This window comes from uncultured Vagococcus sp. (assembly GCF_963518325.1).
GTDB lineage: Bacteria > Bacillota > Bacilli > Lactobacillales > Vagococcaceae > Vagococcus_D.
The window spans coordinates 45,760-71,525 of record NZ_CAUQJB010000016.1; the positions used below are offsets into that span (position 1 = coordinate 45,760).

Here is a 25,766-nt window from a genome sequence, read left to right on the forward strand (position 1 = left end):
TCATGTCATCAACGTTTTGAGATCAGATATTAACATAAAAACAGCTCATCCTTAACCAGATGAGCTGTTTTTTTATGCTTTTGCCTGAACGTATTGTGTTAACTGTTGGCTATGAGCAAATACTGGAAAATCAAATTGCCTGCTCAAACGTTCGCCGAGATAATAGGCAATGGTAAAGTCCACCATACTGTGAATAAAACCACCAACACCCACTGTTAAGAAAAACAACCAGTATGTGGCTGCGGTTTGTTGACCTGATGTGGCAAATAGCACCACGACTAATAATTCAGTTGCTGCATGAATCAGGGCAATCAAAGCGCTAAAAGCTTGAAACTGCCAAAAAGATGAGACAATCGTCGGTCTCTTTTGTAAAATATAAGCCCCAATCACCGCAAATACCACGTGAGATAAGGCTCTTAAGGCAATAATCGCAGGAAAGGATAAAAAGAAACCAAATGCCGTGCCTAAAGCCACGGCCACCGCCACACCTGGCGAAATAAACATCGCCAAAAAGACTGGTACATGACTAGCAAGAGTGTAAGACGCTGGTCCAATCACAATTTTGATGGGCATCACCATGGGGATTAAAATACCCAAGGCAATTAAAATAGCTGAAAAAGTTAATTTTTTTACTGAGGTAAACATCATCTTAAACAAAACTCCTTCTTAAATAACTGATCTCCAAAAGGTGTCTTGACACCTTTGTATATCATATTGTAAAGGAGTTAACCAGAGGTGTCAAGACACCTTAGCGCTTCCATCAAAATAAACCTGATTCAACACATGCTAAACAACCTAATACTCTTTCTCCTATCTCACTTATAAGCAAAAAGTGAGACCAGGACAATCATCCCACTCTCACTTTTATAGCTATTTAGTTCTTAAACTTCTGGCAAACTTTCCAAAGCGTTAGATAAATCAGCAAACTCCTGTAATGATAGGGTTTCTCCCCGTCTTTTTGGGTCGATTTTCGCGATTTCTAAAGCTTTCATCAAACGCTCTTTCGTGGCCTCTTCTTTGCCATAGTTAGCAAGTAAATTATTCCATAAAGTTTTGCGCCGTTGCAAAAAGGCTCCTTTGGTCAATTTAAAGAAATTCTTCTCATTGACCACTTCCACTGCTGGTTTATCTCGCTTGGTCAATTTAATTATCGCTGAGTCTACATTTGGCTGTGGGACAAAAGCCGTTTTAGGAACAATAAACGCCACAGACGCGTCCATATAGTACTGAACCGCAATCGATAAAGAGCCATAGGCTTTCGTACTAGGTTTCGCACTGATTCGATCCGCCACTTCTTTTTGCATCATGACAATCATTTCAGTAATGTCCAATTCCGACTTTAACAAATGCATCATAATCGGTGTGGTAATGTAATAAGGTAAGTTAGCAACTACTTTTAAAGGCAGGTCTTCCTTAAAGGTTTCCTTGGCAGAGGTCACTAAATCTGCTTTGAGAACATCTTCATTGATAATCGTCACATTGTCGTAAGGGCCTAATGTATCAGCCAAGACCTCTACCAGACGACCATCGATTTCAAAAGCCAAAACTTGTTTAGCCGATCGAGCCAGATGTTCTGTCAGCGCACCGATTCCAGGACCCACTTCGATCACATTTGTTTCCTCAGAGAGTCCTGCAGCTGCCACAATATTTCGTAAAATATTCGGTTCTGTTAAGAAATTTTGGCCTAAACTTTTCTTCAAGGCAAAACCGTACTGCTTTAATATCTCTTTTGTCCGACTAGGTGTTGCAATATCTTTATACTCCATCAATTTCTCCTTTTAACACGATTTCCATAGCGGCAACCAATTCTGCTTCCGAAAGCTGAAACATCTTCAACCGCTTGCGTAATTGCTTGCCATTAGTATACCCTATTCGCAAACAATCCCCTAATGCTTCACGCCGCGCTTTGGCTTTAGGGCCTGCAATCAATCCATAGCGAATCAACAATTCCTGAGAGATTTCCTCGGTCTGCCCTTCATCTTGAGGGGTCATCACATTCTTAAGGGCTTCGATGATCGCCTCGTCACTGGCATGTTCCACACCCAAACTAGCCCCACGCTTAGCCGGTGTGGCCAGTCGTCTGGAGATAAAGGCATGTTTGACATCCGGAATCGCGTCAGTAATAATCTTGCGAATCTTCTCACCAGAAAAATCCGGGTCCGTAAAGACTATCACACCACGAATTTCCTGAGCATGGGCAATCCGTTCTAGAATTTCCTCATTAATGGCCGAACCAATTGTCTCAATCGTGTCTGCCATAACCACTTCCTGGATTCGTTTGGTATCATCTTTGCCTTCAACGACAATAATTTCTTGAATCTTTAATTTATCTTCCATAATTATCCTATTCCAAATAAGTGATGAGCATTTTGACGGGTTACTTGGGCTACTTGCTCCAAGCTTTCACCCCGTAATTCTGCCACCCGCTCTGCTACATAACGGGTGTATCCCGGTTCATTCCGCTTGCCTCGAAATGGGACCGGTGCTAAGTATGGCGCATCTGTTTCAATCAGCAATTTATCCCCAGGTACCGCTGCCGCTACTTCCTGAACCTCCACTGCTTTTTTAAATGTGACGACGCCACTGATTGAAATATGCATGCCCAAATCCAAAAAGCGTGCCATCCATTCCGTATCGCCACTAAAACTATGCATGATGCCCCCAACCTGATGAATTCTTTCCTCTTTTAAGATCTGGTAAGTATCCTCAATCGCATCACGGGTGTGAACACTGATCGGCAACTTCATTTCTCTGGCAATGGCAATTTGACGACGAAACACCTTATCTTGAACCTCTTTCGGATCTTCCATCCAGTAGTAATCCAGCCCAATTTCGCCAAGTGCGACCACTTTTGGCAAGCTTAGTTTGGACTGTAAGTCAGATTCAATGGCCGTTGAATAACTGCCAGCCTCTGTCGGATGCCAACCGATAATGCTGTATATATCCTCATAATCCCGACTTAACTCCAAGGATTTTTCAATCGTCGGCGTGTCAAATCCGACAACCGCCATCTCCGTTACCCCTAATTCCCGGGCACGGGCCACCGTCTCAGGTATATCCTCTGAAAATTGTGCCACATTTAAGTGCGTATGAGTATCAAAAATCATGTTATCCTCTCCTATTCACTGCTGACAGACGAAAACGACTGAAAACAACAGTTTCCAATCGTTTACGATCTGTCTTACCCAATAATTGAGCCGTTTGGCACGCCTTTTGGCGCTTCAATAATCTGTAATTTACCATCAAATTCAGCTGATAAAATCATGCCCTGGCTAATTTCACCCCGCATTTTACGCGGCAATAAGTTAGCCACTACTAGCACTTTTTTGCCAATCAAATCGGCGGGATTCGGATAGAATTCAGCAACACCTGATAAAATTTGACGATGGGCTTTATCTCCCGCATCTAATCTAAATTGCAACAATTTATCGGCACCTTCAACCTTTTTACAATCAATGACTTCCGCCACTTTTAACTCTACTTGGTCAAACGCATCGTATTTGATTTCTTTGTCTTTAACTGATACCAGCTCAGTTTCTTCCGGATTCCAAGTAAAATCATCGGCGTTTAACGCCGCAGTCGTTTCATTCATCTTCATCTTAATATACTCAACTTCTTGTTCCGTATCCAAACGAGGGAAAATTGGTGTTCCTTTACTCACGACTTTTTTACCTTCAGGAAACTCACCAAAACGAATCGTCTCCATGTCTAATTTAGTTCCCGTTAAGCCTAACTGATTGAAAATTTCTTTTGGTGATTCCGTCATAATTGGCTGTAGTAAAATCGCTGCAATTCTCAAAGATTCAGCTAAATGTACCATCACGCTGTCCAATTCTTTTTTCTTCTCAGGATCTTTCGCCAATACCCAAGGCTCAGTCTCATCAATGTACTTGTTCGCTCGTGAAATCAACACCCAAATTTCTTTTAGGGCCACACTAAATTCCATATTATCCATAGCTTTATGATAATTGCCAATGACATTAGCTGCGGTTGTTGACAATTCACTGTCAAAATCCGTCACAAGTGACGCATACTTCGGCACAATGCCTTCACAGTATTTGTTGATCATGGCAATCGTGCGATTTAATAAGTTTCCTAAATCATTAGCTAAGTCATAGTTAACCTTGGCTACATAGTCTTCCGGTGTAAAGACACTATCATTCCCAAAAGGAATCGCCCGCAATAAATAATAACGCAGGGCGTCTAACCCATAACGTTCAATCAACATATCAGGATAAACCACATTCCCTTTTGATTTGGACATTTTGCCATCTTTCATGACAATCCAGCCATGAGCATAAATCTTTTCAGGTAATTCAATATCTAATGCCATTAACATGATTGGCCAGTAAATCGTATGGAAACGGACAATCTCTTTCCCAATCATTTGGACATTGGCAGGCCAATATTTTTGGAACAAGCTATCATCATCCAACCCATACCCAAGAGCTGTAATGTAATTAAATAAGGCGTCAATCCAGACATAAACCACATGTTTTGGATTACTTGGCACTGAAACACCCCAAGAGAAGGTCGTACGTGTTAAGGCAAGGTCTTCTAAACCAGGTTTGATAAAGTTATTTAACATTTCATTTTTACGGGATTCCGGTTGAATAAACTCTGGATGTTCCGCATAATGTTGCAATAAACGGTCCGTGTATTTACTCATTTTAAAGAAATAAGTCTCTTCTTTCACTAATTCTACTTCATGGCCACTTGGCGCCTTACCACCAATCATCTTGTCATCTGCATCGCGATAAACTTCTGCCAGTTGATTTTCAGTAAAGTACTCTTCATCAGAAACAGAATACCAGCCTTCGTATTCACCCAAATAAATATCTCCTTGAGCTAATAATCGTTCAAAGACCTGTTGAATCTGTTTGACATGATCCTCATTAGTCGTTCGAATAAAAATATCATTCGTAATATCCAAGTCTTTCCATAACTTCTGCACATCCACTGCCATTTCATCCACATATTGTTGGGGGGTAATCCCCATCTCAGCTGCTTTTGATTCAATTTTTTGGCCGTGCTCATCAAGTCCAGTCAAAAACAGGACATCATGACCCGTTAAACGCTTGTACCTTGCCACAGCATCGCATGCGATGGTTGTATATGAACTACCGATGTGTAATTTACCACTTGGATAGTAGATAGGCGTTGTTATATAAAATGTTTTTTTATCTGCCATAACACAAAAATCCTCCTTCAAATAGAAATTAGCCAACAAAGCTATTTCTGTCCGCAATTTACTTATCAGTATACCATATTTCATCCCCTTTTCTCAAAATTTTTCGTTCTCTAACAGGTGATAAACTGAGGACTCTCATCAATCCTTCATACTCCATTTAAACAAAGGAAGAGATCGAAATAGTTGTTCCCTGATAAATAAATGATACAATGGATTTATTCTATTTTATTGGAGGTTTTTTTATGCCCAAACCTATTATTGGGATTGCAGCCAATCAACTGGCTGCTGGTTCAACTGAATTCCACGGGAATGCTGTTACTTACACCCCTCAAGGGTTTGTCTCTGCAACAGAAGCCGTCGGTGGGCTACCTTTACTGCTACCTATTACACACCCAGATAATGCTAAAGCCTACGTGTCGAGCATCGACAAACTTCTTTTAGCTGGTGGACAAGATGTGGATCCGGTTCTTTACGGAGAAGAACCTCACCCCTTGCTTCAAGGAACAAACCCAGACCGCGATCTTTTCGAGCAGGCCTTAATTCAAGAAGCTCTCGCTCAGCACAAACCGATCTTCGCCGTTTGTCGTGGGATGCAAATCCTAAATGTCACTCTAGGCGGTAATCTCTACCAGGACTTATCTCTTTATTCCGATTGGAACGTTCGTCATGTTCAAGAGCCAACCTTGCCTAAACACCCAACCCACAGTATTTCTGTGGAAAAAGATAGTTTATTAGGGGATTTAGTCGGCGAAAGCTACCGCGTTAATAGCTACCACCACCAAGCCATTAAACGACTAGCTCCTTCACTTAAAACCAGTGCAATTAGTGCTGATCAAATTATCGAAGCAGTCGAATGGCACGATGACAGCCAACGAGTATTGGCTATCCAATGGCATCCCGAACTTAGTTTCCAGGCTCATCCCTCTGAACGGCAGCTCTTTGACTTTTTTGTCAATCAGTTATAACACCATTCTTACGTCTGATTCTCAGGCGTTTTTTTGAATCCTCTTTCTGAGTGAGGTATACTGAGACTAACAACCTATTAGGAGGAGATTAAGCATGAACGTATCTTGGCACGGACAATCTTGTGTAAAAATCGTCACGAATCAACAGCAAACTATTTTAATCGACCCACTTATCAGCGGTAACCCCTACAGTGACCTTGATGCAGAAACCGTTGCAGCGGATGTGATTATCTTAACTCACGCCCATAACGATCATGTGGGAGATACTGCTGCCATTGCCCACCGCACAGGCGCATTAATTATCGCTAACTTTGAACTGGCAGGTTATTTCGCCAAAAGAGATTATCAAACACACGGCATGCAGCCTGGTGGTCAATTTAGCTTTTACTTTGGCACCCTTAAGCTGACGCCAGCGATCCACAGTTCCAGCTATGAAGATGAACATGGTCAAGTCCATCCTTTAGGAATCGCAGCCGGTTTAATTCTAACTATTGACGATAAAGTTATTTACCATGCTGGTGACACCGCCTTGTTTACCGACATGACTCTCATCGGCCAGCAGCACGCCATCGACTTAGCCTTTTTACCAATTGGAGACAATTTCACCATGGGGCCAGCTGATGCCGCCATTGCTGCCTCATGGCTAAAGGCTAAAAAAGTTGTGCCGGTCCACTACAATACCTTCCCAGTTATAGAACAAGATCCCCAAGACTTCTTTAAGCTATTGCCTGAGGAACAAGGATTACCTGTGGCGATTGGTGAAACCATCGATTTGTAAAAAGGCTGGGACCATGGTCTCAGCCTTTCAATGTTTTAACGACTATTGTGCGATAGGTGAGCGCCAGTGGACAAGGCCATGACATGGAGATAGGAGAGAGTTAAAGTCTCAAAACTCATGCAGTGCTTATCTTTGACGAGTCATCCTACGAGAAATAAAACGATTTAATGTTCCATCTTGTTAAAGTACTAGTTGAGGTGAGTTACTGAGAACTTAAACTATGTTCCACTTGAATTCTCTTGATTTCATCAAGAGAAAGGCTGAGCCCTTCACCTATCTGTTCAGGGGTTAGGCCAATTTTAGTAAAGTTAATAACTGATTCAACTTTCTCTTGGTAAGCCTTCTTAGAAGCCTCTATTAGACCTTCTTGTTTAGCATCGTATAGTTCAGCTTTTCTTTTCACTACGAACTCTTTCTGCCAACATTTCCTTCGCCTCCTTACTCCATTTACTTTCATCTAAAACCTGTTCATCTGCTTCTAGAATCACTTTGTCCGCATTTGAATCAATTGTCACATTTGCCCAAAACTGAAACCAGTTCTTAACCGATTTTTCGATGTTAGCATTATTGTCAAATTTCTTTAGTTCTAAAAAGACATGGCGTTGTAGTTCTTTGCCATCAATATCTGTATAACGCATATCACTATGCTTGTCTTTGAAAGTAAAATCATATAATGGGTTACTGTCATCAAAGTGATTATATTCCAAGATGCTGACAGCGTAAATAGGTTTGACACCTCTGTATGCTGTGTGAGTATTCTTACTTTCTGCTCTTGTTCTTTCAAAGTCATCAATAACTTCTTTCGCAACATAAGTCAATCACCGTTTCAACATTGAATGTTTCTGTGGGTTAACTTAAACTTCAACAATGACTTTTGTACCGTCCTCAAGTTTCACTAAAACATCTACCTCGGTATTGAAAATTTGTTCACTAACATCATCTGTCGCCGTGTGAATTTGCTTCCCTTCGAGAATCTCCAGACTAGCGATTTATAAGTCTAAAACAGCTTGTAAAAAATACTTTGTGTAACGTTCATTTCTTAGGAATTTTCTGGCTAGTAAATCAGTTGGGGGTTTGAACTTTCTTCGTGGTGTATTCAAAAAAACATCACTTCCTTTAAAATGGCTAAGTCATCTGCCCAGGAGCTAACTAATAAACGAACTAGCAAAAACACAAAAACCTCTCAATCTCTTCGTATTGAAGAGCTTGAGAGGTTTTTTTGATCAAAGCAGGTTTAGGCTCCACTTGGTTTCCCGCTTAAAACATTCTTTTTGTATCAAACTCATTAGGATTCGTGCCAAACCGCTCACCCGTATGCAATTCATCGATTGCTTTTTTATCGTCAGCTGTTAACTCAAAATCAAAAACGTCAGCATTTTGTTTAATACGTGATTCTGTCACGGACTTCGGAATCGTGATAATATCGTGTTCCAAATCCCAACGAATAATCAATTGAGCCGGTGTTTTATCGTATTTTTTACCCATAGCCACTAATCGCTCGTCCGTCAACAAGTTGCCCTGGCCCAGAGGCGACCACGCTTCAACGGCAATGCCATGTTCCTCACAAAAGCCTCTTAAAGGCAGTTGATTTAACAAGGGATGAAGTTCAATTTGATTGACCATTGGCATTATCTCAGCATCGGCCATCACATCACGTAAATGGTGTTCATGGAAATTGCAAACACCAATCGCCTTGACACGACCTTCTTTGTATAAGTGCTCTAACGCACGCCATGTCTCTTTGTATTTTCCAGCAACTGGCCAGTGAATCAAATACAAATCAACATAATCAAGTTGCAATTTTTTTAAACTCTCATCAAAAGCAGACAACGTTGTCTCATATCCCTGATCGTCATTCCAAACCTTGGTTGTCACAAAGATATCGTCTCGTTTCACGCCTGATTCCTTTAAGCCAATACCGACGCCACTTTCATTTTTATAAATTGCCGCCGTATCAATCGATTTGTACCCTGTCTCAATGGCCCATTTGACTGCATTGATAACTTCCTCATCATCTTTCGCCTTCCAAACTCCTAAACCTAAACGAGGCATTTCAACTCCATTGGCAAGTTTTTTTGTACTTGTTATATTCACAGCATCCATTCCTTTCGTTATCTCCTTCTATTTTACACTTAAACTCAGAGAACTGCCAATCAAAGGGACTGTTTTTAGCTTTGCTAGCGGTGATTGTTCTCATAATTTTATCATTCTTTTAACTTACACTAGCTTTATCAGAAAAAAACGTGTATCTTAATAGATAAACTTTTAAACCGCTCACACTTAACAAGGAGGACTTACATGAAAAGAGAAATAGTCAAAACCCTACCAAAAATCGAACTCCATTGTCACCTCGACGGCTCCGTCCGCCCTCATATTTTGGAACAACTAGCTCAGTCTCAAAACAAACCAATATCAGCGACTGGCCCTGAGTTAGCTGCGAAACTAATCGCTCCAGAAGAATGCCAAAGTTTACTTGAATACCTGGAGCGATTTGACATCGTCTTACCTTATTTACAGACGACCGCTGCCTTGGAACTAGTGGCCTATGATTTAATTGCCCAAGTTGCTGAAGAAAATGTCACCTATATTGAAGTTCGCTTTGCCCCGATGCTGTTTGTAAAAGGCGGACTGAGCATTTCAGAAATCGTAGATGCCATTTTAGCTGGTCTTAAACGGGGAGAAACAGACTTTGGCGTCAAGAGCAATGCCTTGCTTTGTGCGATGCGCCATCACTCCCCTGAACGCAACCAAGAGGTCATCGAGTGTGCCAAAGAATTTTTAAGCCGAGGTGTGGCTGGATTTGATTTAGCTGGTGACGAAGCCGGTTATCCGACCGACCTTTTTGCCGAACTGATCTCACTTGGAACCTCTCATCAGATTCCTGTGACCTTGCACGCAGGGGAATGCGGCTGTCCGCAGAATGTCGCTGAATCCATCAAATTAGGTGCCACTCGCATCGGTCATGGTATCGCCATTCAAAAAGACCCAACTGTTTTACAGTCCTGTCTCGATAATCAAACCCTAGTGGAAATGTGCCCAACTAGTAACTTTCAAACAAAAGCCGTCCTCAACTTGGCAGACTATCCCTTTAAAACCTTTTTGGATGCTGGGGTAAACTTGTGCATCAACACTGATAATCGGACCGTTTCAAACACTACCTTAACTGATGAGTACATGAAACTTCATCAATGGTACGGCATCAGCTACGACACTATGGAAACCCTCAACCACAATGCTGTCGACGGTGCATTCATTAGCGACCAAGCAAAAAGAGACTTGCACAGACAACTGACAACCGACTATGCCAATCTCTAATATCATCGAATCTCTTAAGCCCGACAGTTTTTCGGGCTTTTTTGTTAATACAGCAATTAGGCAGATCCGTACCTAGTAGTCAAAAAAAGTGAGCCTCTCAGCTCACATTTTTTATGATTATCTTTTTTCACTTTTCATGATTGAGATTGATTTTTTTAACGCCTTCCATAAGCCGTCGTCGCTGTAAACCAAGGCCGTTGAACGGTACATGGAAGCTGACACTTTCAACAATACCAATGTTGAGACCACTAAAATTAATAATGAAATCATCACCCCAGCATCGGTTACCGTTCCACTAGCAATCCGTGATGGCATCGTGAAGGAGGAAAGAAAAGGAATATAGGAAGTCACTCGCATCATGATATGTTGCGGGTCACTCATGCCAAAAATCATCGTCAGGAAAAAACCAATCATCGTTAAATACGTTACAGGCGCTACCGCTTTTCCAGCATCTTCGGATTTCGATACTAAAGAGCCACAAAAAGCGGATAAAATGGTATAGATTACCACACCTAGCAATAAATAAATTAAATTATAACCTAGAAGTGATTTAACGATTTCTTTAATGGAGACTACTTCCAAAACATCTTTTACCATATCGGTATCTTTCATAAATAAAAAGGCACCTAAACCAATTCCAAAGTACACCACTACTTGCGTTAGTATCACCATAAAGATCCCCATGACCTTGCCATAGAAATGTTTCGCCGCTGACGTACTAGAAAGAATGATTTCCATAATCCGCGTCCCTTTTTCTGATGCTACTTCAGACGAGGTCACTTGCGAATACATCAGAATAATCATGTACATGGCTAACCCAATAAAGATCGAACTAATCGTCATCACCATGCGATTAACCCCTTTATCTGTCATCTTCCCATCCTTAAATTCAACCGTTTTAGTCGCCAAGGTAGCCGGTTGGCTAAGCTTTTGAATATCCTCACTTGATAACTGTAACGCTTGAGAGACAAATCCTACTTGAATTCCCGTCAGAATTTGCGTAATGCTCATCTCATCGGTTGTGCCTAAAGAGGTATTACCAAAATAGTCACCAGAAATCAGAGAACCTTCCTCATTCGTCTCTATCACCAAAAAGCCATCAATTTTTTCATCTTTTAACGCCTTTTCGGCCTCATCTTTCGTCTCAACCTTTTTGTCTACATCAAAATCAGTTTGCTTAATAAAGGCGTCGCGAATCCCTTCATTTTTAGATACTACGGCAATATTAGACGTCTTAGCAAAATTATTTCCTACTAGCCCCGCTAATAAACTGAACCCAACCATTAAAAATGGTGCTAAAATCATCACAATAAAGGTCATACTTTTAACATTACGCTTATAGGTTTCTAAAGCCACTACCCAAAATTTATTCACGACCTTCACCTACTTTCATTTTGAAAATATCCTCAAGAGTTGGCGGCAGCTGATTAAAGACCGGCATATAACCAAATGTAACGGCTTGATCAAAAAGCTCACGCCCCACTTGTTCATCACGTAGAGTCGCTTCAATGATGCCATCGCTGCGCAAATGAGACGTTAAAACACCCTCAGTTCCTTGAATCGCTTCTAATGATAGTTCAGATTCAATAAATAATTTGGTTCGACCAAAACTTTGACGAATTTCATGAACTTCCCCATCCAAGACCATTTGACCATCTCGTAACATAATCAAATGATCACAAATTTTTTCCACATTATCCATGTTGTGACTGGAAAAAATAACACAAGAACCCTTTTCTTTTAGCTCAATGATGCCGTCTTTCAACAACTCGGCATTAACAGGATCCAAGCCACTAAAAGGCTCATCTAATATAATTAACTCTGGTTCATGAATTAAGGTTGAAATCAACTGAACTTTTTGCTGATTCCCTTTTGATAAGGCTTTGACTTTATCCGTCTTTTTCCCTTTAACTTGAAACTTAGCCATCCATTCATCAATTTTAGGCGCAATTTCTTTTTTGGTTTTCCCCCGCAAACGAGCGAAATAGATTAACTGCTCTTCAATACTAATCTTCGGATACAAGCCACGCTCTTCCGGTAAATACCCAATGACATTGTAATCTTTCTCGGTTAATTTACGTCCTTTCCATAATACTTCTCCCTGATCTGCCGTTAGGAAATCTAAGATTAAACGGAACGTCGTGGTTTTACCGGCACCGTTCTGTCCGATTAAGCCTAATATTTTCCCTTCAGGAATTGTAAATGACACATGATCGACGGCTGTCATATCACCAAACGTCTTGACTAACTGTTTCACTTCTAGCATTCCTTAACCTCCATTTTTTTTATTAAATCACTCCCCCGAGCAATCTCATAGTAAAATGATACCACATTCCCCAACAGAAAAAAACGGACCATCCTAAGATAATCCGCTCCACTGGCTCTATTAATCTCTACCTGATAGTCATTTATCAGACAGATCGTTATATTCTGACACTGATTCAATCACTACTTTATGGCAATTCTATCTAACAGGTTCCTTAAAATGTTCAAATACATTCAAGGCCACATTTTTAGGTAATCCAGAGGCTTCCAACTCTTCAATCGTCGCCCCTTGGATGTTTTTCAAAGACTTAAATTCTTTTAAGAGATTTTTCTTGCGCTTAGGTCCTAAGCCATCAATTCCATCTAATTTAGACGCAAAGCTGTTTTTACTCCGTAATTGTCGATGGAAAGTAATGGCAAATCGGTGAACTTCATCTTGAATTCGCTGTAACAAGAAAAATTCCGGTGAGTTCCTTTTTAGGGGAATCACCTCTAAAGTTGGTCCGAATAACAATTCACTCGTTCGATGTTTGTCATTTTTGGCTAAGCCCGCAACAGGAATATCCAATCCCAATTGATTTTCCAAGACATCTTTCGCAACATCCACTTGGCCTTTCCCACCATCAATCACGATTAGATCAGGAAAAACCAAGCCATCCTTTAAGACACGGGAATAACGGCGATAAATGACCTCGCGCATCGAGGCGTAATCGTCCGGCCCTTTAACCGTCTTAATCTTGTATTTTCGGTAGTCGTTTTTATGAGGTTTACCGTCAACAAATACCACCATAGCCGAAACAGGGTCAGTCCCCATAATATTCGAGTTATCAAAGGCCTCAATCCGAATAGGCGTCGGAATGCCCATGGCTTCTCCCAATTTTTCAATTGCCCCAATAGTTCGTTCTTCTTTTCGTTCAATCAAATCGAATTTTTCCATTAAAGAGACTTGGGCATTTTTACTGGCTAATTCCACTAATTTTTTCTTTTCACCTTTTTGGGGTTGGTAAACCTTAGCTTTAACTAGGGCTTCCACACTCACCTTGTCGATGTCTGCAGGAATAAAAATTTCTTTAGGCACAAAGTTTTGGTTTTCCAAATAAAACTGTCCAATAAAGGTCAAAAAATCTTCCCCTGCCTCATTGTAAAAAGGAAAAACGGACACATCTCGCTCGATGATTTTTCCTTGGCGGACAAAAAATACCTGAACACACATCCAACCTTTATCGACAGCATAACCAAAGATATCTCGGTCCACAAAGTCTGTATTGGTCATTTTTTGACGGGTCATCACGGTTTCGATTGAACTGATTTGATCCCGATACTCTGCGGCTTTTTCAAACTCCATTTGTTCTGCCGCACTTAACATCTTTGTTTGCAAACTCTCTTGGATTTCTGTATAGCCTCCATTTAAGAAACGTTTGATTTCTTCTACCATCACCTGATAGACTTTCGGATCCACATCAAAAACACTTGGACACAAGCACTGACCTATGTGGTAATACAAACAAGGTTTCTTAGAAGACAAACTACATTTTCTTAAAGGGTAAAGACGATCCAACAAGCGCTTTGTTTCATTAGCAGCTTTAACATCTGGATACGGACCAAAATAATTAGCCTTATCCTTTTTCACTTGGCGGGTAATGGTCAGTCGCGGGTATTTTTCGTTCGTTATTTTAATAAAGGGGTAGCTTTTATCATCTTTTAGCATGATATTATACTTAGGGTTATTTTTTTGGATTAAGTTAATTTCTAAAAGCAAGGCTTCAATGTTCGACTCTGTGACAATGTATTCAAAATCGTCAATCTCACTGACCAGTCTTTCAGTCTTCGTATCATGACTACCTGTAAAATAAGAACGCACGCGATTTTTTAAGATCTTGGCTTTTCCCACGTAGATAATCGTCTTGTTTTTATCTTTCATTAAATAACAGCCAGGCTGATCAGGCAGCAAGGCTAATTTACTTTTTATACGGTCATTCACGGCTGATCATTCCTTTTACTTACCACCTCATACAAGTGGCTATTTGACAAACTTCTTCACTATTAGTATATCACTAACTCAAGGAAAAGTTGACCAATCAGACTTTTTTGTCAGAAGAGCTTCACGAATCGCTGCCGTTGTTCTTATTGCTTTACTACGTTGTCCTTTATTTCTAAGCGGTAAACCACTAAGAATAACGGCTGCAATTAGAGACAAGGGTCATCTATGCGCAGCGGAGAGCCATACTTTTGCAAGTTTACTTGCGTAGTGTTCAAGACAACAAAATTTATGTAGTGATTGATGAGCTACGCTTAACGCCGACTACGATATAGAGAAAGCTAGATACTTTCCTATAACGTCACAAAAACAGCCAGGAACTTCTTCCTAGCTGTTTTTCCCCCATATCATGTCGCAAATCCGCATTTTCTTTTAGTTGTTAATGTTTGGCATCCACGCTCTGAACATAGTCTCTTAATGTTTTAACATCTACTTGAGCTTGTTGTAGCTTGGCATCTGAATCATTCTTTTGATTAGACAATTGCTCACGTTCTGCCGTTAAACGAGAAATCTCCTGTTGTAACTGATTAACTGCGGTTTCTTTTGCAGTTAATTGGTCTCTTAAGGTATTGTACTCCGCTTGTTTAGCCTGTAACTCAGCTTCTTTTCTAGTCAGTTCTGCTCGTTTAGCAACTAAGTCATTATTGATACTTGTTACGTTGTTTTGAGCCGTCGTTAACTCCGCTTGTTTTTGAGCGGCTAGCGCTTTTTGCCCCTCGACGTCTCGTCTTAATTGCTCATTCTCTTGATTTTTTTGATTAATTTCGCCATTCTTACCATCCACTTCTTGTTGTTTACGAGCTATTTCATCTTGTTTTTGTTGAAGTTGCTCCTTAAACTGGTCTTCATTGCGTTTAATCGTATCATTTTTTTGTTGAATCCCATTATTAAGTTGAACGATTTGATTGTTCAACTCAGTAATCGTTTGATTTAATGTATCTGCTCTTGACTTGGCGTCTTTTAATAAGTCATTTTCAGATTTTAACTTTTCGACTTCTGCTTGTGACTGTTTCAAAGTGCTTTCTGAAGCTGCTAACTTATTACTTAAATCAGTTACTTTTGTTTGCCCTTCTTTTGCCAATTGCTCTTTTGCAGTTAATTTATTATCTAGACTTGCAACAGCAGTCTTAATGGCAGCGACATCAACCTCGCCACCCCAATTTGCCATAGCTGATGCGCCTACAACCCCACCCACTAATGCAACTGCTAAAACGACGATTGTGACGATCATTTTTTTCGTTAATTTACTTTTCATTTCTCCAGCCTTTCTTTGCGACGTCTATCATTCTAATTCATAACATCACATACTTTCTGCTCTATTTTTGCTCATCGATGAGCAACGGCGACCACTTACCTACTAAAAGTCAGTAACATCAATCGTTCAGGACGTGACGAACGATTAAAAAGTTAAGTTTCAAACGATAAAATGTAGCGCTAAACTCGAATTAAATAACACGCTAAAAAAACTGACTGTGTCGACAATAGCCTTATTGACACAATCAGTCTCATTCACTTAATCTTTTTCACTGTCGTCATAGGTCTCAATTGTTTCAACCGTCTCAACAGTACCTTCTTTTTTCTCTTTTGCTTTCTTTTCAGCCGCAGCTTTTTCAGCTTCCGTCAGCTTATCACTTACCTCTTTGGTTTCTTTTTTAGTTTCTTTACCATCTACTGGTGTTGGCGAAAACTCTTGATCGACTTGTTTATTAGCCTCGGCAATTGCTTCATTAACCGCAATACTCATATTAGCCGCATAGGTATCCAAATCTTTAACACCCGCCATAAACGCCAGCAATAAGTTCGCCGTTTCCGTTTCGCTACCGGTTCCTAGTTGCCATTTTTTCTTCACTTGCTCCATCGTCACTGAAACCTTAATTGGCTTATCAATGATCTTCGCGTCTTTCATCGACTCCATCAACAGCTGAACAATCAAATCACCTAACTTGACATTGTTGCTCATTAATTCAGAATCAGCTAACATCCGTTCGATCAACTTCTCCATAGTTGACTTGTAGACATCCTGAAAATCAATGCCTCTTACACTGTAAGTAATCGTCACATTTTTTTCTTTGCGATTCTCTTTTACTGAAGATACATCATACTTCGCATGACTCTGAACCATCTCAAGCCACTGTTTTAAAAAGGCTTCGGTCTGTTTAGGTGAAATGACGCCTCCAAACTCGCTAAAACTTGTCACCAAGTCTTCAATTAACTCTTTACGCTGTTCCTCTAATTTTATATCAAGCTCCATACCTTGTACAAAATTCTTCTCAAAACGCTCATCTTTTACTTCATATATAAAGCGATTAACAAATAAAACGCCAGCCTCTTCTGGTTCTATTGCTTTTTGACAGCCTGTTAGAAAGACAACAAGGGCGACTAACATAATGAATAGATTTCTTTTTGTGTATTTCATGTACTTATCACCTTCCATAGTTCTCCGTATTTCAACCTTAACAAGGGACTCATTTATTATTATCCTTGATTATCTGAAAAAATTCAAAGGTTTTCGCTATTTATTCGTATCTTATTATATAGGCAAAATTAAAAAGGAGTGAATTTATGTTAACTTATCTACTATTGTTTGGGCTTGGTAGCTGTTTTGGGTCTTTTTTTTCAGTAATTAGTGAGCGACTTCCTTTGGGAATTTCACTGATCACCCCCGCTTCTCACTGTTCCAACTGTCAATCCTCTCTGAAAGCTCGTGATCTCGTCCCAGTAGTCTCTTATCTTCGTTTAGGCGGTCGTTGTCGCTATTGTCACCTTACTTACCCAAAGACCTCCTTCATCGCTGAAATCGTCACTGGGTTACTTTTTTGCTTACTAACCTATTCACACCTTTGGACACTTATGTTTATCCCGGGTTTGCTGTTAATGCTAATGGCTCTTTTACTAAGTCTCACTGATAGTCTATATTTGCTTGTTGAACCCCTCATTTTTTTCCCACTGACCCTTTGTACAGCACTAGCTATCTGGTTACTGAAAACACCTTTCAGCTTCCACTTAATTGACTGTCTCTTTACTACAGCTGTTTTAACAGCTGTCTCATTCCTACTTCCTAACAGTCTGGGTTACGGAGATATTTTGCTTTTAAGCTCCTGGAGCCTTTTTCTAGGTGCTTATGGGTTGAACTTAATCATCGTAGCGGCCTGCCTCGCTGCTCTACTTTGGGGAATCACAAGAGCCACTAAATCCACCCCTATTCCATTCGTCCCTTTTCTTGCGGGGGCCTTAATCAGCTATTTGATTTGGCAGTTTAATCAGAGACCCTTTTAAATCAAAAAAGCGAACTCTATCAAGAGTTCGCTTTGATTAATTAAATTACATTCTTACTGCAAAATCAGGTGCAAAGTAAGCTGATGAACCGTAAGTGACGTTTTGACCTGGTGCTGGTGCGTGAATATACCCACCGCCACCAGTTGAAATAGCTACATGGTAAGTACCACCACGGCTACCCCAGAACAATAAATCGCCTGCTACTGCTTGAGACACTGCAATTTGTGTGCCCGCTCCCTCTTGAGGAACAGTCCAGCCACCAATTTCGCGGCCAACAGCCATACGATAAACGTATGAAGTAAAACCAGAACAATCAAATACATCTGGACCTTTACCACCTAATACGTAAGGCTTGCCAATGTGCTTAGCTGCTTCAGCAAGAACTGCTGCTGCGCCACCACTTGGATTTGGTGCTGGTGCAGGGATTTCTGGTTTCGGAGGTGTCACAATTCCGTTACCATTACCATTACCGTTGCCGTTACCTGGGTTCGGTGCAGGTGTGTCAGAATTACCATTGCTCGGGTTATCAGAGCCTTGGTTAGTTGTGTTAGTTGGTGCTTGTGACGCTTCTTGAGCTACACGAGCTTCTTCTTGTTTAGCAGCTTCCTGAGCTACTTTCACTAGACGAGCTTGTTCAGCACGAGCTGCTTCCGCTTCTTGTTTTTCTTTCAAGAATCCAGCTTTTTTGCCTTCTTCCGTTGAACGTTCAGCAGCAATGCCACTGACTAATGCTTGCTGTTGCAATTCTTGATCCATTAATTGACCTTTTGTCGCTTCAATATCAGCCACTGTTTGGTTTAATTCTTGGGCTTTAGTCTCTGATGTTGTTTTTTTAGTTTCAACAGATTTTTTGTCTTTTTCTTGTTGTTTCATCATGTCATTACTTGCGTTAACAATTGTAGACGCGGCGAAAACACGTGTAATAGCAGTTGATACAGAATCAGCTGATAAGACAGCGTCGATGTAATTAGTCGCTTTACCGTCAACTTGAACTGAGCGAGCTTGATCTTTAATCGTTGCATCACGCTTGTCAATCTTAACTGTTAAGTCTTCGATTTCAGTTCCTAATTTAGTGATTTCTTGGTTTAATTTAGCTTGTTGCTCTTGCAACTCTGCTGATTGAGCTTTAATGCTCTCAATGTTTGATTTTACCGTTTCTAATTGTGCTGAAGCTGCTGCTTCCTGGCCACTTAATTCGCTAATTTTGTTTTCAGACTGTTGAATTTTTGTATCAACATCATCTGCTAATCCTACTACTGGCAATGCAATTGTCCCTAACAAAATTGTGCTTACCATGATAGCAGATATAAGACGCTTTTTCACTGGTCATTCCCCCGACTCGTTTTTTATATGTATTACAAATTTAACTTGTTTTCCTCATCAATGAATGAATTGTAACATAGCAACATGTCAGTCAGATAATATCTATGTTACAAAAATGTTTCAAAGAGTCTTTCTTGCTCAATAAATTACAGCTTAGCGATTTTTTTAATCGGATAGCTTAAAATAATAAAGAGGAAGATGTTCATTATCAGAGTAGGTCCCAGATTTCTTGTTATAAAGCCTAACAAATCTCCATTTATCAACTTAAAAATAGCTTGAATTAAGTACGCACTACTGTCCATGATGGTTATAAAAATCACCAGACTAAGTAGTATCGAGAGGATTGATGGTCGTACATAATCAAAAACCACATAAATCAGCATGACAGTTAAAGGTAATGACACCATATTAATACCAATAATACTGTAATAATAGACATCAAAAATAATACCCAGAATAACTGACATAATGACAATATATTGCTTATTTAAATTTAAGCACCCTAATATTAAACCAATTAATAATAAATGACTATTTAAATAGACAGTATTGTTCGTTGCCACACGTAATAAATTACTAATCTGTCCGTCAAGTAACATCAGAACAATCAAGATAAACGGTAAGATAATTTTCATGATGGTCTTTTTTTCCATATTAATTATCACTTCCTGCTAGACGTTTCACCACTGTCACAAATGGAATATCGTACATGGAAGATACGTGCGTCACATAGGCTTCCTTATCCAATCCGAAGCTAGTGTCTTTAACTTTTTTAACCTCGCCTACCAACAAACCTTTTGGTGACGCACCACCTAAACCAGATGTGGTTACTTTATCGCCTGCTTTAAGCCCATCTAGGGAAGTTAGGCGGGTAATGATAAAAGCACCCTCTTCTTCATCGTACTCTTCCATCAAGCCATAAACCGACTCACCTTCTTGCGGCGAAATCATCACTGGAAAATGATCGGAATTCTGATTCGTCGAGGTTAGCAACTCCACTTTAGCCGAAGCCGCATTGGCCACAATCACACGACCGATTAAGCCTTTATTCCCAAGAACGGGCATACCAACATCTACGCCATCATTTTTACCACGGTCAATAATCAAAATATCTTGCCAAGTATCTGGTGAACGATTAATGACACTAGCCGTCACTTTCTCATAGTTTGAAATAGTGGCATTTAACTCTAACTGCTCTTTTAATGCATTATTTTCGGTTGTTAAATTTTGTTTTTCACTTTCCATGGCAGAAAACTCATCGATGCGTTTTTTCAAACGATCATTTTCTTCATACGTACTAAATAAATTGCCGATGGATCGAATACCACCCTCAACGGCTCGCAAAGGAAATGACACAATTTTGTCAACGGTTGCGGCAATGTCACTGGTCAGAGACTGAGCCACACCTGAATCTTTTGACTGATTCCGCTGTTGAGAACTAAAGGTCACAACAAACACCACAATAATCACAATGATAATGGCGATAATTATATTTTTACTAGAATTGAACTTCTTCACTGTTCCACCTCAAGATACTTTCTGTTCTTTAGACGCGTTGTCAATAATCAACTATCTGATTGATTTTTTTAGGCTACTCCGTTCTATTTAGACAATAGGAAACAAACCACCTACATACATTCAACCATTTTACCATTAATCACTGGCATTTTCTATAAAGTTCTTGAAGATTCATCATCAATTTCACCATTCTTATCACAATTTTATAATTATAAAGAAAAATTCTTGCTGAATACTTTACACCCACTAGCGTTTAGGCTATCATCCCTGATAATTAGCCACTGCCCCTAAAAGATTAGCATCATTTTTAAATTGGCATAAGCGAATATCAGGTTTGATGGCTGTTTTTTGACCACGATTAAAAATAACCATCATTTGCTCCTCGATTTTTTCCAGTAAATCAGCTCGGGCCGAAATCCCCCCGCCGATGACAATCATTTCTGGATCAATACTCGTTTGTAAATTGTACAAGCCTACAGCCAGATAGTAGAACAGCTGCTGGACTTCACCCTTAGCAATCGAATCCCCTGCTTCTGCCAATTCGAAGACCTCTTTCCCTGTTAGAGCCGTCTCCTCTAGCCCTTTCATAACCGAGACCCGTTTCGCCATCGCTACTGGCGTTGCTAACTGGCTGAAATTCCATTGCCCCTCTAACAACATAAAACCAAACTCACCACCAAATAGATGATGCCCTTTTTCAATTTTGCCGTGTTTGATGACCGCACCGCCAATTCCAGATCCAATTACGACGACCAGAACATCTTCTTTGCCAGCAGCTGTCCCATAAGTCACTTCAGCTAAGGCCGCACAGTTCGCATCATTTTCAATTGCTATTGGTAGATTCAGCGCCTGCTCCAAAGAGTCATAAAAAGTCAACTCATGGACAAAAGGAATCGCACAGTTACCCTTGATCACCCGTTGCTCTTGATTGACTGCCCCTGGTGAGCTACAGGCACAACCGGTAAAGGAGTACTTCCCTAACCCGTCTTTCACGGTCACTAACGTCTTTAAAAATTCGGGCAGTGTTTTAGGTGTTGCCACTTGATTTTGTTCCCTTAAAGTTTGATTGTGCCAGACCCCATACTTTATGGCCGAACCGCCAAAATCAAAAACCAGCAATGTTTCATTTTCCACAGAGATTCTCCTCCTACCTTTATATGAGTTAAATTTTAACATAGAAAGAAGCCAATTCACATAAACATTATAATCTTTTTAACCTTATAAAAAAAGCCAACTCAATGAGTTGGCTTTGATATTAATTATTTGATGCCATTGTATGCTTGAACGATGATTTCTTTCAATTCGCTAATTAATGGCTCTTTTGGATTTGCTGTCGTACATTGGTCAGTGTAAGCTAATTCAGCTAAATTATCCGCTGTTTTATCTAACTGAGCTTTGGTTACGCCTTGAGCTTTAAAGCTCATGTCGATTCCAACACGCTTACCTAAGTCAGCAACTGCTGTCGCTAACGCTTCAACTAATTCCTCAGTTGTATTGCCTTTAAGACCTAAGAACTTCGCTACATCTGCGTAATCTTCATGAGCGCGGAAGTAGTCATATTTAGGGAACATGGCATGTTTAGATGGATCTTTCGCATTGTAACGAATCACGTGTGGTAATAAAATCGCATTCGTACGGCCATGTGGAATATGATACTCAGCACCACATTTATGTGCTAATGAGTGATTAATGCCTAAGAAAGCATTGGCAAAAGCCATCCCAGCAAGTGCTGAAGCGTTATGCATTCTTTCACGGTTATCTTCGTTTGGTGTATCGCAAGACGCTTCTAAGTTTTCAAAGACTAATTTGATTGCTTGTAAGCTTAAACCACGGGTGTAATCAGATGCCATCACAGAGACATAAGACTCTAAACCATGAGTCAAGACGTCCATACCTGTATCAGCTGTCACGGATCTTGGAACTGACATCACAAATTGTGGGTCAATAATCGCCACATCTGGTGTCAATGCGTAATCAGCTAATGGGTATTTAACCCCAGTTTCGCTGTCTGTAATAACCGCAAATGGTGTTACTTCTGAACCTGTACCTGATGTTGTTGGGATACAAACAAATTGCGTTTTTTCGGCTTTTTGAATCTTGTAAGTCCGTTTACGGATATCCAAGAATTTTTGTTTCGCGCCAAAGAATTCTGTATCTGGGTGCTCGAAGAACATCCACATGCCTTTAGCCGCATCCATTGCTGAACCACCACCTAAAGCGATAACAGTGTCTGGATTGAATTCAACCATTCTTTCGGTTCCTTTGTAAACAGTGTTGCTTGATGGATCTGGTTCAACATCGGAGAAGACTTCGATTTGAACTTTGTTTTTGCGTTTTCTTAGCGTGTCCATTACAAGGTCTGCATAGCCAAATTTAACCATCCCCTCGTCACAAACTAGGAAGACACGTTCAACGTTTTCCATTGTTTCTAAGTACGCTACTGAATTTTTTTCGAAATACATTTTTGGTGGAAGTTTAAACCATTGCATATTATTTCTCCGTTTCGCCAATGTCTTAATGTTGATCAAGTTAATTGATGACACATTTTTAGAGACTGAGTTTTTACCGTAAGAGCCACAACCTAATGTTAATGATGGAATCATTTCGTTATAGATATCACCAATTCCACCTTCAGATGCTGGTGTATTGATTAGCACACGACATGCTTTCATCTTCATACCGAATTTAATTTGCAAGTCTTGGTCTTCAGAGTGGATAACTGCTGTATGGCCTAAACCGAATGCTAACATTTTTTCACACAATTCAAAGGCATGTTCTTGGCTATCCGCTTTAATCATGGCTAAAACTGGTGATAATTTTTCTAATGATAATGGGTAATCAATTCCAGCGCCTTCTAATTCAGCCACTAAAATTTTCGTACCAGTCGGCACTTTAATGCCTGCAAGTTTCGCAATCGCATCAGCAGAATGACCCACAATCGCTGGGTTAACAGCTGTTTTAGCTGCATTCATCACCGTTGCTTCTAATTTTTTCAATTCAGCTGGTTTCACAAAGTACACTTGATGTGCTTGGAATTCCGCTTTCACTTCATCGTAAATCTCTTTATCCACGATCATGCCTTGTTCTGATGCACAGATCATGCCGTTATCAAATGTTTTAGAGACGATTAAATCGTTCACCGCACGTTTGATTTTAGCCGTTTTTTCAATATAAGCTGGTGTGTTACCAGGACCTACACCTAAAGCTGGTTTACCAGTTGAGTAAGCTGATTTAACCATGGCGCCACCACCCGTTGCTAAGACGATTGCCACACCAGGGTGATTCATCAAACCGCTTGTTGCGTCTAATGATGGATGTTCAATCCATTGGATACAATTTTCAGGAGCCCCAGCCGCAACTGCTGCTTCTAAAACGATACGAGCCGCTTCAGCAGAAGATTTTTGGGCACTTGGATGGAAAGCGAAAATAATTGGGTTACGAGTTTTAATTGAAATCATTGATTTAAAGATAGTTGTAGATGTTGGGTTAGTAGTAGGTGTTACCCCACAAACAACACCGACTGGTGTCGCAATTTCGATAATCCCTTTTTGATCGTCTTCATTGATAATCCCAACTGTTTTGTCATCTTTAATGCTGTTCCAGATAGATTCTGAGGCATACATATTTTTGATGGCCTTATCTTCATAAATACCACGACCAGTTTCTTCAACCGCTAATTTTGCCAATGGCATATGAGCATTTAAAGCTGCCATCGCCATTTGATGGACAATGTGATCCACCTTTGCTTGATCAAAATCTTCCATAATCGCTAATGCTTCGTTCCCTTTGACGACTAACTCATCAATCATTTTTGGAACATCAATTGTCTGTTCTTTTTTCGCTACCATATTATGTAAATCCTCCTTGAAAATTTCTTTTGTTATATCTTTCACAATCATCATACTATATTTATTTTTATTTGTAAATAGTTTTCTGTGATGTTTTTCACAGTTTATCCCATAAATTATGACGAACACCGCCATTAGTGTATTTACATTCGTATAAAAACAAAAAAAGACACAGATAATTCATTATCTCTGCCTGACTTTTATTGTGATGTATTTAACTTTTATAAGAGGTCTTGAATATCATTCCAATCAAATCGCTTAACATCTCTCGTTTGAGCTTTAATACGTTGAAAATCAAAAAAATCATTGAACGTGACATTTGAGACATCTTGTTTCTTCTCAGATAAGGCTAAGTCATCATTCCTAACCCATCGATACGTAATTAAATATTCCCACATATCTAATTCTTGAACACTGGGATAGCCATTTTCATGAAATTCTCTGCATTTAGCTTTCACTGTTTTATTTAAAAAAAGTTTATCTTTCCAACTTCTGTTAGCTTCCATTAAGTCGTATCCATTCGCTTATAGTATAAGAGGTCATTTTCATCCGTTTCGTGACTAGGTGCTCTACTCACTCTCCACGCCAAAACAGCCTCTCTTGAATAGGTGTTGGTGGCTCATTGCCTGGCAATCACTCACATTTTAATGCTTAGAGGCAAGGGACAACGTAGTAAAGCACTAAGAATTAAGGCGCGTTGCTCCTATATCGCTGTGTCTCAAAGCAAAAAGGAAAATCTTTACGATTCTCCTTTAATTGATTAATTTTCTTCTTTTTTTGTTTCTTCTTCAATCGTGTCTACTACTGTTACTTCTTCGTCAGTTGTGTCTTCTACGATTTCTTCTTCGACTTCGATTGCTGGTGCTTCTTGCATAATCCCATCAGGTACTATTGTTTCTGTTACTTCTGGTGGTGTGACACTTGAAATTGCAGATCGATTGAATTCTAAAAAGATGCCTTCACAATCTAATACCACTGTGCTTTTATCTGTATTAACTTCAGAAATCACACCGTGCAATCCTCCGATTGTCACAACTTTACTGCCAATATCCATTGTGTTTAATAAATCTTGACGTTTTTGTTGTTGTTTCTTTTGTGAACGTGACATCCACCAAACCATTCCACCCATGATGACAATCATCGGTAAGAAAGAACCTAATCCTCCCATTTACTTCACCTCTTTTTTTCTAATGTCTCTACATAACTCTATCAAATATTAGTCGAAACTACTAGTATTTTCTCTAAATTC

The 25,766-nt window shown here is 39.9% G+C and carries 24 protein-coding genes; 4 read left to right on the forward strand and 20 right to left on the reverse strand.

Annotation, left to right across the window (positions count from 1 at the left end):
• Positions 1 to 72 precede the first annotated feature (72 nt).
• The 5 genes from RWN13_RS13605 to metG all read right to left on the reverse strand — a co-directional run bounded on the left by RWN13_RS13605 (position 73) and on the right by metG (position 5,191).
• Complete coding sequence (locus RWN13_RS13605; protein WP_314064597.1) at positions 73 to 648, reverse strand: hypothetical protein; 576 nt, start codon at positions 646 to 648, stop codon at positions 73 to 75.
• A 233-nt stretch (positions 649 to 881) separates the two neighbouring features.
• Positions 882 to 1,769, reverse strand: coding sequence for a 16S rRNA (adenine(1518)-N(6)/adenine(1519)-N(6))-dimethyltransferase RsmA (gene rsmA / locus RWN13_RS13610; RefSeq protein ID WP_314064600.1), 888 nt, complete (start codon positions 1,767 to 1,769; stop codon positions 882 to 884).
• A complete protein-coding gene (gene rnmV, locus RWN13_RS13615; protein ID WP_314064603.1) occupies positions 1,756 to 2,337 on the reverse strand; it encodes a ribonuclease M5 in 582 nt (193 codons plus the stop codon). The genes rsmA and rnmV overlap by 14 nt, the downstream gene beginning before the upstream one ends.
• Before the next feature lie 2 nt (positions 2,338 to 2,339).
• Positions 2,340 to 3,107 (reverse strand): TatD family hydrolase, encoded by a 768-nt coding sequence (locus RWN13_RS13620; RefSeq protein WP_314064605.1) that lies wholly within the window; start codon positions 3,105 to 3,107, stop codon positions 2,340 to 2,342.
• Between the two features lie 74 nt (positions 3,108 to 3,181).
• On the reverse strand, positions 3,182 to 5,191 hold the full coding sequence (gene metG / locus RWN13_RS13625) for a methionine--tRNA ligase (protein ID WP_314064608.1): 2,010 nt from the start codon (positions 5,189 to 5,191) through the stop codon (positions 3,182 to 3,184).
• 242 nt (positions 5,192 to 5,433) lie between these two features.
• On the opposite strand from metG, the gene RWN13_RS13630 reads away from it, so the two are divergent.
• Both RWN13_RS13630 and RWN13_RS13635 read left to right on the forward strand, forming a co-directional pair.
• A complete protein-coding gene (locus RWN13_RS13630; RefSeq protein ID WP_314064612.1) occupies positions 5,434 to 6,156 on the forward strand; it encodes a gamma-glutamyl-gamma-aminobutyrate hydrolase family protein in 723 nt (240 codons plus the stop codon).
• A gap of 94 nt (positions 6,157 to 6,250) precedes the next feature.
• Positions 6,251 to 6,934: a metal-dependent hydrolase gene (locus RWN13_RS13635; RefSeq protein WP_314064615.1), complete on the forward strand. Its 684-nt coding sequence runs from the start codon at positions 6,251 to 6,253 to the stop codon at positions 6,932 to 6,934.
• A gap of 202 nt (positions 6,935 to 7,136) precedes the next feature.
• On the opposite strand, the gene RWN13_RS13640 is transcribed toward RWN13_RS13635, so the two are convergent.
• The 3 genes from RWN13_RS13640 to RWN13_RS13650 form a co-directional block, all read right to left on the reverse strand.
• Positions 7,137 to 7,337, reverse strand: coding sequence for a hypothetical protein (locus RWN13_RS13640; RefSeq protein WP_314064617.1), 201 nt, complete (start codon positions 7,335 to 7,337; stop codon positions 7,137 to 7,139).
• Positions 7,321 to 7,752, reverse strand: a complete 432-nt coding sequence (locus RWN13_RS13645; protein WP_314064619.1) for a hypothetical protein — start codon at positions 7,750 to 7,752, stop codon at positions 7,321 to 7,323. Before RWN13_RS13645 ends, RWN13_RS13640 begins: the two co-directional genes overlap by 17 nt.
• Positions 7,753 to 8,191: 439 nt before the next feature.
• Positions 8,192 to 9,037: an aldo/keto reductase gene (locus RWN13_RS13650; protein WP_314064622.1), complete on the reverse strand. Its 846-nt coding sequence runs from the start codon at positions 9,035 to 9,037 to the stop codon at positions 8,192 to 8,194.
• A gap of 195 nt (positions 9,038 to 9,232) precedes the next feature.
• On the opposite strand from RWN13_RS13650, the gene add reads away from it, so the two are divergent.
• Positions 9,233 to 10,249 carry an adenosine deaminase gene (gene add / locus RWN13_RS13655; protein ID WP_314064625.1) on the forward strand — a complete coding sequence of 339 codons (1,017 nt, stop codon included), beginning with the start codon at positions 9,233 to 9,235 and terminating at the stop codon, positions 10,247 to 10,249.
• A 117-nt stretch (positions 10,250 to 10,366) separates the two neighbouring features.
• On the opposite strand, the gene RWN13_RS13660 is transcribed toward add, so the two are convergent.
• From RWN13_RS13660 to RWN13_RS13680, 5 genes are all read right to left on the reverse strand, one after another.
• Complete coding sequence (locus RWN13_RS13660; RefSeq protein ID WP_314064627.1) at positions 10,367 to 11,623, reverse strand: ABC transporter permease; 1,257 nt, start codon at positions 11,621 to 11,623, stop codon at positions 10,367 to 10,369.
• Positions 11,616 to 12,515, reverse strand: a complete 900-nt coding sequence (locus RWN13_RS13665; protein WP_314064630.1) for an ABC transporter ATP-binding protein — start codon at positions 12,513 to 12,515, stop codon at positions 11,616 to 11,618. Before RWN13_RS13665 ends, RWN13_RS13660 begins: the two co-directional genes overlap by 8 nt.
• A gap of 198 nt (positions 12,516 to 12,713) precedes the next feature.
• The gene (gene uvrC / locus RWN13_RS13670) at positions 12,714 to 14,495 is read right to left on the reverse strand and encodes an excinuclease ABC subunit UvrC (protein ID WP_314064633.1); all 1,782 of its coding nucleotides are present in this window, start codon (positions 14,493 to 14,495) and stop codon (positions 12,714 to 12,716) included.
• A 436-nt stretch (positions 14,496 to 14,931) separates the two neighbouring features.
• Complete coding sequence (locus tag RWN13_RS13675; protein WP_314064636.1) at positions 14,932 to 15,807, reverse strand: hypothetical protein; 876 nt, start codon at positions 15,805 to 15,807, stop codon at positions 14,932 to 14,934.
• A 258-nt stretch (positions 15,808 to 16,065) separates the two neighbouring features.
• Entirely contained in the window at positions 16,066 to 16,968 is a 903-nt protein-coding gene (locus RWN13_RS13680; protein WP_314064638.1) for a hypothetical protein, read from the reverse strand.
• Between the two features lie 146 nt (positions 16,969 to 17,114).
• Between RWN13_RS13680 and RWN13_RS13685 the strand changes: the two genes are divergently transcribed.
• On the forward strand, positions 17,115 to 17,828 hold the full coding sequence (locus RWN13_RS13685; RefSeq protein WP_314064641.1) for a prepilin peptidase: 714 nt from the start codon (positions 17,115 to 17,117) through the stop codon (positions 17,826 to 17,828).
• 45 nt (positions 17,829 to 17,873) lie between these two features.
• On the opposite strand, the gene RWN13_RS13690 is transcribed toward RWN13_RS13685, so the two are convergent.
• The 7 genes from RWN13_RS13690 to yajC form a co-directional block, all read right to left on the reverse strand.
• Positions 17,874 to 19,151: an NlpC/P60 family protein gene (locus RWN13_RS13690; protein WP_314064644.1), complete on the reverse strand. Its 1,278-nt coding sequence runs from the start codon at positions 19,149 to 19,151 to the stop codon at positions 17,874 to 17,876.
• A 146-nt stretch (positions 19,152 to 19,297) separates the two neighbouring features.
• Positions 19,298 to 19,804 (reverse strand): rod shape-determining protein MreD, encoded by a 507-nt coding sequence (gene mreD, locus RWN13_RS13695; RefSeq protein ID WP_314064647.1) that lies wholly within the window; start codon positions 19,802 to 19,804, stop codon positions 19,298 to 19,300.
• 1 nt (position 19,805) lies between these two features.
• Positions 19,806 to 20,669 carry a rod shape-determining protein MreC gene (gene mreC / locus RWN13_RS13700; RefSeq protein WP_314064650.1) on the reverse strand — a complete coding sequence of 288 codons (864 nt, stop codon included), beginning with the start codon at positions 20,667 to 20,669 and terminating at the stop codon, positions 19,806 to 19,808.
• Between the two features lie 261 nt (positions 20,670 to 20,930).
• Positions 20,931 to 21,803 (reverse strand): ROK family protein, encoded by an 873-nt coding sequence (locus RWN13_RS13705; RefSeq protein ID WP_314064652.1) that lies wholly within the window; start codon positions 21,801 to 21,803, stop codon positions 20,931 to 20,933.
• 125 nt (positions 21,804 to 21,928) lie between these two features.
• Positions 21,929 to 24,517 carry a bifunctional acetaldehyde-CoA/alcohol dehydrogenase gene (gene adhE, locus RWN13_RS13710; protein ID WP_314064653.1) on the reverse strand — a complete coding sequence of 863 codons (2,589 nt, stop codon included), beginning with the start codon at positions 24,515 to 24,517 and terminating at the stop codon, positions 21,929 to 21,931.
• A gap of 221 nt (positions 24,518 to 24,738) precedes the next feature.
• Positions 24,739 to 25,023: a post-transcriptional regulator gene (locus tag RWN13_RS13715; RefSeq protein ID WP_314064656.1), complete on the reverse strand. Its 285-nt coding sequence runs from the start codon at positions 25,021 to 25,023 to the stop codon at positions 24,739 to 24,741.
• Positions 25,024 to 25,277: 254 nt separating this feature from the next.
• The gene (yajC, locus tag RWN13_RS13720) at positions 25,278 to 25,685 is read right to left on the reverse strand and encodes a preprotein translocase subunit YajC (protein WP_314064657.1); all 408 of its coding nucleotides are present in this window, start codon (positions 25,683 to 25,685) and stop codon (positions 25,278 to 25,280) included.
• Positions 25,686 to 25,766: the final 81 nt, after the last annotated feature.

Excerpts from the sequence above, each read along its gene's own strand:
- RWN13_RS13605 (WP_314064597.1), bottom strand. The coding sequence starts at position 648 with ATGATGTTTACCTCAGTAAAAAAATTAACTTTTTCAGCTATTTTAATT.
- rnmV (WP_314064603.1), bottom strand. The coding sequence starts at position 2,337 with ATGGAAGATAAATTAAAGATTCAAGAAATTATTGTCGTTGAAGGCAAA.
- RWN13_RS13620 (WP_314064605.1), bottom strand. The coding sequence starts at position 3,107 with ATGATTTTTGATACTCATACGCACTTAAATGTGGCACAATTTTCAGAG.
- metG (WP_314064608.1), bottom strand. The coding sequence starts at position 5,191 with ATGGCAGATAAAAAAACATTTTATATAACAACGCCTATCTACTATCCA.
- RWN13_RS13630 (WP_314064612.1), top strand. The coding sequence starts at position 5,434 with ATGCCCAAACCTATTATTGGGATTGCAGCCAATCAACTGGCTGCTGGT.
- RWN13_RS13635 (WP_314064615.1), top strand. The coding sequence starts at position 6,251 with ATGAACGTATCTTGGCACGGACAATCTTGTGTAAAAATCGTCACGAAT.
- RWN13_RS13650 (WP_314064622.1), bottom strand. The coding sequence starts at position 9,037 with ATGGATGCTGTGAATATAACAAGTACAAAAAAACTTGCCAATGGAGTT.
- add (WP_314064625.1), top strand. The coding sequence starts at position 9,233 with ATGAAAAGAGAAATAGTCAAAACCCTACCAAAAATCGAACTCCATTGT.
- RWN13_RS13665 (WP_314064630.1), bottom strand. The coding sequence starts at position 12,515 with ATGCTAGAAGTGAAACAGTTAGTCAAGACGTTTGGTGATATGACAGCC.
- RWN13_RS13675 (WP_314064636.1), bottom strand. The coding sequence starts at position 15,807 with ATGAAAAGTAAATTAACGAAAAAAATGATCGTCACAATCGTCGTTTTA.
- RWN13_RS13680 (WP_314064638.1), bottom strand. The coding sequence starts at position 16,968 with ATGAAATACACAAAAAGAAATCTATTCATTATGTTAGTCGCCCTTGTT.
- RWN13_RS13685 (WP_314064641.1), top strand. The coding sequence starts at position 17,115 with ATGTTAACTTATCTACTATTGTTTGGGCTTGGTAGCTGTTTTGGGTCT.
- mreD (WP_314064647.1), bottom strand. The coding sequence starts at position 19,804 with ATGGAAAAAAAGACCATCATGAAAATTATCTTACCGTTTATCTTGATT.
- adhE (WP_314064653.1), bottom strand. The coding sequence starts at position 24,517 with ATGGTAGCGAAAAAAGAACAGACAATTGATGTTCCAAAAATGATTGAT.
- RWN13_RS13715 (WP_314064656.1), bottom strand. The coding sequence starts at position 25,023 with ATGGAAGCTAACAGAAGTTGGAAAGATAAACTTTTTTTAAATAAAACA.
- yajC (WP_314064657.1), bottom strand. The coding sequence starts at position 25,685 with ATGGGAGGATTAGGTTCTTTCTTACCGATGATTGTCATCATGGGTGGA.